Raw genomic sequence first — 8,849 nt, forward strand, 5'->3', positions numbered from 1 at the left:
GCGTGATGCGTAAATGGATCGTGCTGGTACTGGTGTTGCTGATCGTGGTCGCGGCCTGGCCCGTGTTTGTCGGCGGGCAGGTCGAGCGCAACGTGACCGAGGCCCAGCAGGCACGCATTGGCGAGGTGGATCTGCGCCACGAGATGGTCGAGTACCGCCGCAGCTACCGCACCGCCACCGCGCGCAGCGAGCTGACGCTCGACGACGGCGAGACCGAACTGGTCATCCCGCTGGAACACCGCGTGCGCCATGGGGTGCTCGGTGCGCGCGGCGAGTCGAACGTCAACCTGGATGCCCTTGAAGCGCCGGAGGGCTCGCTCGCGGCCCATCTGCTGCACGAGCTCGATCTGGTCGTGCAGACGCACGCCGGCATGGGCGGTCGACTGACCACGCGCGTGCAGTTCGAGCCCCTGACGCTGGACCTGATGGAGGTCCCGGATGTGGCCGACCGTGTTGATGGCGAAGGGCCGCTGTGGCTCGAGCTGGACGCGGGCCAGGGGCGCTTCGCCTGGTCGGCGGACCAGCTGCTTCTGAGCCTGGACCTGCCGGGCCTGCGGCTGCATGACGATCAGGCCGACCTGCAGATCGAGGAGGCCCGTTACGCGACAGTGTTCGAGCCGGACGAGGATGGCATCTACGGGCGCCTGCCCGATTACGAAGGCGGGCTGGCGGCCGCGCATGTCCACTTCCGCGACGAGCAGGGCGAGATGGAGCTGACCCGGCCGCGGGTGAATGCCTTCCAGAAGACCAATAACAATCGTCTGGACAGCCGCCTGCGCCTGGAGATCGATGAGGTCCGGCTGCGCGAGGCGGATGCCGAGATACTGGAGCTCGAGGCCGTGGATCTTCAGCTCGCGGTGCTGCGCTGGGATCGACCGGCGTTGTTGCAGATGATTGCGGACCTGGAGGCATTGCAGGAACGCGACCTCGAGCGCGGGCAGCGCCTGGCACTCGGCGGATCGGTGATTACCGACGCGATCGAACGCATGATCGAGCACCGCCCGACGGTCGAGCTGAAGGCCTCGTTCAACGAATCCCCCGCACGTCAGGTGGCGCTGACGACCGAGCTGGGCCTGCGCGGTGATGCGCGCGGCTTCCGCACCCGGCCGCTGGAGACGGTGGTACTGGACAGCGAACTGCGGCTCGGGCTGGAATGGGTGCGCGAGTACGAGGCGGCCTATCCCGAGGCGGAGCTGGACGAGCGTCTCCATGCCCTGGCGGCGCAGGGCTGGCTGCAGCGGGACGCCGATGCCGAGCTTTGGCGCGGGCACCTGAATATGGAAGACGGTCGCGTGTATGTGAACGAACGCGATCGCACGGCGGCCCTGTTGGGCATGCTGTTTGCCCTTTCGGGCGGCATGTTTTGATTATTGTGCCCAACGAACCCCACGAATAACGGAGAAGGAACCACTCGTGACCAGCAACCAGGGAACGAATCAGCGCGTGATTTCGGGCATGCGTCCGACCGGGCACCTGCATCTGGGCCATTATCACGGCGTCCTGAAGAACTGGATCGAGCTGCAGCACAACTACGAGTGTTTCTTCTTCGTCGCCGACTGGCACGCGCTGACCACGCACTACGAAGACCCGGGCGATCTGCAGCAGCATGTCACCGAGATGGTGATCGACTGGCTGGCCGCGGGCGTCAGTCCCGGCTCCGCCACGCTGTTCGTGCAGTCGCGTGTGCCGGAACATGCGGAGCTGCACCTGCTGCTGTCGATGATTACCCCGCTCGGCTGGCTGGAGCGCGTGCCCACGTACAAGGACCAGCAGGAGCAGCTGCGCGAGAAGGACCTGGCCACCTACGGTTTTCTGGGCTACCCCGTGCTGCAAAGCGCGGATGTGCTCGCCTATCGCGCCGGCATGGTCCCGGTCGGCGAGGATCAGGTCTCGCATCTGGAGGTGACGCGCGAAATCGCGCGGCGCTTCAACCATCTCTATGGGCGCGAGCCGGGCTTTGCGGAGAAGGCCGAGGCCGCGGTCGACAAGATGGGCAAGAAAGCCGCGAAGCGCTACCGCGACCTGCGCAAGCGTTTCCAGGAGCACGGCGAGGACGACGCACTGGAAGTCGCCCGGGCGATGCTGGAGTCGCAGCAGAATATCTCGCTGGGCGATCGCGAACGCCTGTTCGGCTACCTCGAAGGGGGTGGCAAGATCATCCTGCCGGAGCCCCAGGCCAAGCTCACACCCACCGCGAAGATGCCGGGGCTGGACGGGCGCAAGATGTCCAAGAGCTACGGCAACACCATCAGCCTGCGCACCGAGCCGGCCGAGGTGGAAAGACTGATCCGCACCATGCCGACCGACCCGGCGCGCGTGCGTCGTACCGATCCCGGCACGCCGGAGAAGTGTCCGGTCTGGGACCTGCACCTGGTCTACACCGACGAGGCCAAGCGTACCGAACTGCACGCGGGCTGCACCTCGGCCGGGATCGGCTGCATCGACTGCAAGCGGCCGCTGATCGAAGCGGTGCAGGCGGAACTGGAGCCGATCCAGCAACGCGCCAAGGAGTATGCCGAGGACCCGGCCCTGGTGCGTTCGATTATCGTCGAGGGCTCCGAGGCCGCGCGCGAAGAGGCGCGCGAGACGCTGGAAGAGGTACGCCGAGTGATGGGCCTGGACTACCTGCGATGAGCCGCTTCGGAATGCCCCCACCGAGATGAGCCATGGACCCGCGCGATGAATTGACGGACCTGGACAACCCCGCGACGGTCGAGGCCGGAGCGGGAGGCGAGGTCGTCTATCGCGTACATGGCGAACCGGTGGCCGAACTGCCGGCCGATCTGTATATCCCCCCGGATGCGCTGGAGGTCTTCCTCGAATCCTTCGAAGGTCCGCTGGATCTGTTGTTGTATCTGATCCGCCGACAGAACCTCGACATCCTCGCGATCCCGATCGCCGAAATCACGCGCCAGTACATGGCGTATATCGAGGTCATGCGTGCGCTGCGCCTGGAGCTGGCCGGCGAGTATCTGGTGATGGCGGCGCTGCTCGCCGAGATCAAGTCGCGCATGCTGTTGCCGCGCCCGGTGGAGGCCGACGCGGACGAGGACCACGATCCGCGCATGGCGTTGATCCGGCAACTGCAGGAGTACGAGCAGTTCAAGACCGCGGCCGAACGGCTGGACGAGATCCCGCGCATGGACCGCGACGTCTACGCCGCCGGTGCCAGCGTCGAGGCGCTGGATGGGCCGCCGCCCCCGGCCCCCACGATGGACGAACTGATGGAGGCCCTGGCCGCCGTGATGCATCGGGCCAGCCTCTCCGCACACCATCACATTTCCACCGAGCAGTTGTCGGTGCGTGAACGCATGAGCAGTATCCTCGAGGTCCTGCACCCGGAGCGCTTTACCGACTTTGTGACGCTCCTGCTCGCCTCCGAAGGGCGCCAGGGTGTAGTGGTATCGTTTCTCGCCGTGCTGGAACTGACCAAGTCCGGCCTGGTGGAGTGGGGCCAGAGCGAACCCTACAGCCCGATTCGGCTGCGCCGCCGTGGTGGCCGGCCGGAAACGGAGGATGCATGAACGACGTCACCAGCCCTGACGCCCCGCAGTCCACCACCGAGATCGACGCCGACACGCTCGGCGCCATCGAACTCGCGATCGAGGCAGTCCTGTTTGCCGCCGCCGAGCCGGTTGCGCCACGTGACCTGAAGGCCGCCTGCGAGGATCTGGGCGAGATCGATCAGCCGACGCTGGATCAGGCGATTGGCCGGCTGCAGGAACGCTATGCGGGTCGCGCCATCGAGCTGGTCCGCACCGCTGGTGGGTACCGCTTCCGCGTGCGGGCTCGCTTCTCGGCCACGGTGCAGGCGGCACAGCCCGAGCGCCCCGCGCGGCTGTCCCGCGCGCTGCTGGAGACGCTGGCGATTATTGCCTATCGCCAGCCGGTGACGCGCGCCGAGATCGAGGCGGTACGTGGCGTAGCGGTGAGTTCCGGGATCATGCGTACCCTGCAGGAGCGCGAATGGGTACGCGTGGTGGGGCACAAGGAGGTTCCCGGCCGGCCAGCACTGTACGCGACGACGCGGACGTTCCTCGACGACCTCGGCCTGAAGCGCCTGGAGGAGCTGCCGCCGCTGGACGCGATCCGCGACCTGGCGGACGTCGCCTCCGACGCGGGTTTCACCCTGGCACCGCCCGAGGACGAGGCCAATGGTCAGCTCCGCCTCGAGCCCGCCCCCGACTCCGACGACGACTCTCGCTAGCCGTCGGCGCTGCAAGGCTGGCCCTGGTTCGGCATCTGGTGTTTACGTGCCTTCGTCCGGCCGCCTGCCAAGCGCTCACTCGCGAGCGCGCCGCGAGTTACTTCTTTGCTCGTGCAAAGAAGTAACCAAGAAACACGCCCGGGATTCGCCCGGGAACCTTGCTCCGGACGCGCCAGGCCGGCGGCGCTGAAACTCGCTACGCTGTCGCTTCGCTCAAACAGTCAGCGCCTTTTCTCCGGCCTGTCACGCCCTCCACAAGGGGCTCATATCGGGAGGGTAGGTCAAAACCAGTCGTGTTCCAGCGCTTCTGCCTATCCCGTACGCCGTAGGGTGCCGTTGAGCGCAGCGAAACGCACCATGCCAATGTCGGGGCAACCCCTGATGCGATTCGCTACGCTCATCGGCATCCTACGATGGGGTCTGGCGCCCGCTTGCGGGCGCGGCACGCCAGGGCCGAAGGCCGCGCGTGCCCAGGACGTTGGAACAACTTGTCTCCATCCATCGGCAAGAACATCAGGCCAGCCGTTGTCTTGACCTTATCCCCCCGTATGAAGCCCCTTGCGGAAGGGTTCTCGGGACGGAAGAGAGGCGCTGACTGTCTGAGCGAAGCCGAAGGCGTAGCGAGTTTCAGCGCCGCCGGCCCGAGGGCCCTGGAGCAAGGTTCCCGGGCGGAATCCGGGTGCCCTTCTTTGGGTACTTTCTTGGGCAAGCAAGAAAGTACCTCGCGGCGCGCTCGCGAGTGAGCGCACGGCAGTATGCGGACCGAAGGCACGTAAACACCGACGACGAACCAGGGCCAGCCTCAACAAGGCAGGCGGCCGGACAAAACCCCCGTAAACACCCGAAGACGAACCCGGCCCAGCCACAACGGCGTATGCGGCTGGATATCGGCTCGCAGCGAGGCTTAACGCGAAGCGATTACGAGTCGAGGCGCAGGGAGAAGTCGATAGCGCGGACGTGCTTGGTCAGGGCACCGATCGAGATGTAGTCGACGCCGGTGGCCGCGATCTCGGCGAGGCTGTCCGGCGTGACCCCGCCCGAGGCTTCGGAGATCGCCCGCCCGCGGATGCGTTGCACCGCAGTCGCGAGATCGTCGCGCGAGAGTTCGTCCAGCATGATCACGTCGGCGCCCGCCGTCAGCGCCTGATCGACCTCGTCGAGGTTCTCGGTTTCCACCTCCACCCAGCGCCCGGCCCCGAGCGCGCGGGCGCGCTCCACGGCGGCCGCGATCGAGCCACAGGCGGCGATGTGGTTTTCCTTGATCAGTACGGCGTCCCAGAGCCCGAGGCGGTGGTTGTAGCCGCCGCCGATGCGCACGGCGTACTTCTGACCATGACGCAGGCCCGGGAGTGTCTTGCGGGTGTCGAGGATGCGGCTGTGGGCATCGCCCAGGCGGGCGACCCAGTGGGCGGTTTCGGTGGCGGTTCCGGACAATGTTTGCAGCAGGTTGAGCGCGGCGCGCTCGGCGGCCAGTACGGCGCGGGCCGGGCCCTCGAGCGTGGCGACGGGCTGTGCTCCATCCGGTTCCAGCGCGGCGCCCTCGGCCACCTGCCAGTCGATCCGGATCTCGGGTGCGAGGCTTGCGAACACGCGATCGAACCAGGCCTGACCACACAGCACACCGGGCTCTTTCAGGAGCAGGGTGGCGCGTGCGACGCGACTCTCCGGGACCAGTGCCGCGGTGATGTCTCCGGTCAGGGCGTTCGGGCCCAGGTCCTCGGCCAGCGCCATCTCGACTTCACGCACCAGCATGGCCGCGTCCGGCCGGGCCGGGCCTTGGGCGAACGGGTCATGCGGCGCATGCTGGTGCTCGTGCTCAGCCGTCATGGCGATCAGGCATCGGGCGGCCGGCCACATAGTCGTCGCGCAGCTTCTTCACCAGTCCGGCCAGCAGGATCAGCGCGATCAGGTTGGGCGCGGCCATCAGGATGTTGGCGATATCGGAGAAGTTCCAGACCATGCCCAGCGGGATGGTTGCCCCAATGACAATCAGGATCACGAACGCAATGCGATAGGGCATTACCGCGCGGTCGCCGAACAGGAAGTAGGCCGAGCGGTCGCCATAGTAGGACCAGGCGATCATCGTGGAGAAGGCAAACAGCATCAGGCTGAAGCCGACCACCATCGCGCCGAACGGCCCCAGCGTGGAGCTGAACGCGGTGGCGGTCAGCGAGGCGCCGACCACGTCGTCGGCACGGTCGATGTAGGCGCCGGTGACGACGATCGCCAGCCCGGTCAGGGTACAGACGACGATGGTGTCGATGAACGGCTCGAGCATGGCCACCGAGCCTTCGCGGGGCGGATCACCGTTCTTGGCCGCCGCGTGAGCCATGGCCGAGGAGCCCAGGCCCGCTTCGTTCGAGAACATGCCGCGGGCCACGCCGTACTGGATGGCCAGTCCGATCGCGCCGCCGCCGGCCGCCCAGGGGTTCAGCGCGAGATTCAGGATGGTGCCCACGGCGGCCGGCACGGCCTCGATGTTGGCGACGATCACGATGAACGCGCCGATCATGTAGACCACCGCCATGAACGGCACGATGGCCGAGGCGATCATCGCGATGCGCTTGACTCCGCCGATGATCACCAGCGCGACCAGCACGGCCATGGTCAGGCCGATGATCAGGGCCATCCAACCCATGATGTCGTCATCGGCGCGCAGGTCCGGGACCATGAACGTAAGGCCATCGACTACCGAGTTCGCCTGCACCATGTTGCCGATACCGAACGAGGCAATCAGGGTGAAGATGGCGAACAGAATCGCCATCTTCTTCATGTTCAGTCCGTGCAGCAGGGTGAACATAGGGCCACCAGCGATGGTGCCGTCCGGACCCACTTCGCGGTAGCGCACGGCGAGCGTCGTCTCGGCGAACTTGGTCGCCATGCCAAAAAAGGCGGTTACCCACATCCAGAAGAGTGCCCCGGGGCCACCGAGCGCAATGGCCGTGGCCACGCCGGCGATGTTCCCGGTCCCGATGGTGCCGGACAGGGCTGTGGACAGGGCCTGGAATGGCGAGATCTGGCCAGCACCTCCGGCACGCCCGTCGGTTCCGCGCAGCGCTCGCCAACCCTGGCGGAAGGCGACGACCTGCACCAGTCCCAGGCGGATGGTCAGATAGAGTCCCGTGCCTAGCAGCAGGATCAGCGTGATCGGGTTGCCCCACAGGAGGCTGGCGGTATCACCGAGGAACTGGTCAAGGGTCTCGAGCATCGTGGTTCGTCCTTGGGAGCGTGCGCGGGAAGATGGATTCGCCGACTCTAGCGCGTGAACGGATTATTGGCGATAGCGCGAGTGCATCATGCCCATAGAATGGGCATGGGAACCCGCTAGCCACTGCCGGGCTCCCACATATCGGGATGTCCAGGAAAACTCAGGGAACGGGATGCACAACGGGAATTCTACGGAGCTTGAACACGACAGCGGTGAACGGCCCGTTCCCCGCCTGTTCCTGGTCGGTTCGCTGATCGCGCTGGCGGCGTTTATCTGGCTGGTCAGCCTGATCTGGCCCACGCTGGAGGCCCGCGCGGACGAACTCACCACGCTCCAGATCGGCCTGCTGGCCAGCTTCGTCGCCGGGCTGATGACCGCCGTGGGCGCGATTCCGATCTTTTTCCTGCGCCGGATCAGCCAGTCGGTCGAGGATGCGATGATGGGCTTCGGGGCCGGGGTCATGCTCTCGGCTACTGCCTTCGAGCTGGTGCTGCCTTCGGTGGAGCATGCCGAGCTTCAGTACGGCGGCGTCGGCATGGCGATCCTGGTGCTGTCGGTGGGTATGGCCCTGGGCGGCGGGGCCCTGCTGGCACTGCACAAGCTGGTCCCGCACGAGCACTTCCATATTGGTCCGCAAAGCGGGGCCGACCCTGCGAAGATCCGGCGGGTCTGGCTGTTCATCTTTGCGATTGCCCTGCACAACCTGCCGGAGGGGCTGGCCGTCGGGGTGGGCTTCGGCGGCGACGATGTCAGCGATGGCATCACCCTGGCCATCGCGATTGGTCTGCAGAACATCCCGGAGGGGCTGGTGGTGGCGATCGCGTTGCTGTCGCTGGGCTACAGCAGATGGGCGGCGTTGGGCGTCACCCTGCTGACCGGGCTGGTACAACCAATCGGCGGGCTGATCGGAGCCGGCGCGATCACGCTGATGGAGTTCCTGTTGCCCTGGGGCCTGGCCTTCGCCGCGGGCGCTATGCTGTTCGTGATCAGCCACGAGATCATCCCCGAGTCGCACCGCAAGGGCCACGAGGCGCAGGCAACCGTTGGCGTGCTGGTCGGCTTCGTCGCGCTCCTGGCGATCGATCTGGCGCTGTAGGGCGCCGCGGACGAGGGTCGCCACAGGCACCGTCATTGCGTACATGGACGCCCCCGGTTTGCCAAGCGTTTGAGTAGATGGTTTCGGGGCGACGATTGCTCCCGTACATTCGGACTGCGTGTGCGGCTTTCATTCGCCACGGTCCCGGATGGATTCCGCGGGTGGAGGGTCCCAGCGAGGTCGCGCACTCGAGGTGCTTCGCAATGATCGGACTGGCCCCCACCGGGATCGCTCCCGTTGCCATCATGCTCAATCGCTTGCGCAATCGAGGGTTGGGTACGTAATAACGCGTTCGCTTCTCCGTTTTTTCAGGCTTACGCGGCGGCGCCGCGTAAGCC

At 66.3% G+C, this 8,849-nt stretch carries 7 protein-coding genes; 5 read left to right on the forward strand and 2 right to left on the reverse strand.

Annotation, left to right across the window (positions count from 1 at the left end):
• The first annotated feature begins 5 nt into the window (after positions 1-5).
• The 4 genes from F813_RS0109205 to scpB are packed head-to-tail and all read left to right on the forward strand — an operon-like array spanning position 6 to position 4,207.
• The gene (locus tag F813_RS0109205; RefSeq protein ID WP_017926336.1) at positions 6-1,367 is read left to right on the forward strand and encodes a DUF945 family protein; all 1,362 of its coding nucleotides are present in this window, start codon (positions 6-8) and stop codon (positions 1,365-1,367) included.
• Positions 1,368-1,413: 46 nt separating this feature from the next.
• A complete protein-coding gene (locus F813_RS0109210; RefSeq protein WP_017926337.1) occupies positions 1,414-2,634 on the forward strand; it encodes a tryptophan--tRNA ligase in 1,221 nt (406 codons plus the stop codon).
• A 32-nt stretch (positions 2,635-2,666) separates the two neighbouring features.
• Positions 2,667-3,524 (forward strand): ScpA family protein, encoded by an 858-nt coding sequence (locus F813_RS0109215; RefSeq protein ID WP_017926338.1) that lies wholly within the window; start codon positions 2,667-2,669, stop codon positions 3,522-3,524.
• The gene (gene scpB / locus F813_RS0109220; protein ID WP_017926339.1) at positions 3,521-4,207 is read left to right on the forward strand and encodes an SMC-Scp complex subunit ScpB; all 687 of its coding nucleotides are present in this window, start codon (positions 3,521-3,523) and stop codon (positions 4,205-4,207) included. Before F813_RS0109215 ends, scpB begins: the two co-directional genes overlap by 4 nt.
• A 918-nt stretch (positions 4,208-5,125) precedes the next feature.
• On the opposite strand, the gene nadC is transcribed toward scpB, so the two are convergent.
• Together nadC and F813_RS0109230 are read right to left on the reverse strand one after the other, a co-directional pair.
• Positions 5,126-6,034, reverse strand: coding sequence for a carboxylating nicotinate-nucleotide diphosphorylase (gene nadC, locus F813_RS0109225; protein WP_026148231.1), 909 nt, complete (start codon positions 6,032-6,034; stop codon positions 5,126-5,128).
• Positions 6,024-7,415, reverse strand: coding sequence for a sodium:alanine symporter family protein (locus F813_RS0109230; RefSeq protein ID WP_017926341.1), 1,392 nt, complete (start codon positions 7,413-7,415; stop codon positions 6,024-6,026). The genes nadC and F813_RS0109230 overlap by 11 nt, the downstream gene beginning before the upstream one ends.
• A 172-nt stretch (positions 7,416-7,587) precedes the next feature.
• Here F813_RS0109230 and F813_RS0109235 point away from each other — a divergent pair, with 172 nt between their 5' ends.
• Positions 7,588-8,511 carry a ZIP family metal transporter gene (locus tag F813_RS0109235; protein ID WP_017926342.1) on the forward strand — a complete coding sequence of 308 codons (924 nt, stop codon included), beginning with the start codon at positions 7,588-7,590 and terminating at the stop codon, positions 8,509-8,511.
• The last annotated feature ends 338 nt before the right edge of the window (positions 8,512-8,849 follow it).

This window comes from Thioalkalivibrio sp. HL-Eb18 (assembly GCF_000364985.1).
Lineage (GTDB): Bacteria > Pseudomonadota > Gammaproteobacteria > Ectothiorhodospirales > Ectothiorhodospiraceae > Thioalkalivibrio.